A 306-nucleotide genomic window follows, 5' to 3' on the forward strand; every position below is an offset into this window, starting at 1 on the left:
GGATATTAAAGAAGCTCAAAAATACTGGGAAGCTGGTAAAAAAGAACTTGGTGTAGACAAAGTAGAGTTAGAGCTATTAAACTTTGATACTGATGATGCTAAAAAAATCGGAGAGTATATAAAAGGCCAATTTGAAAAGAACTTACCATGTTTAACAGTTTCAACAAAAATGCAGCCATTTTCACAAAAATTAAAACTTGAAGCAAGTGGAGATTACGCAATGTCATACGCAGGTTGGAGTCCAGATTATATGGATCCAATGTCATTCCTTGAAATGTATACGACAGGTAATGCGCAAAACAAAGT

1 protein-coding gene is annotated in these 306 nt (G+C 34.3%); it reads left to right on the forward strand.

Translation table 11 applies throughout. From position 1 onward, the window contains the following. Positions 1 to 306 (forward strand): ABC transporter substrate-binding protein (locus tag ACSG5Z_RS30455; protein ID WP_435712811.1); only part of this gene is annotated, 306 nt, incomplete at both ends.

Origin of the sequence: Bacillus pretiosus (assembly GCF_051294775.1) — a bacterium.
Classification (GTDB): domain Bacteria; phylum Bacillota; class Bacilli; order Bacillales; family Bacillaceae_G; genus Bacillus_A; species Bacillus_A wiedmannii.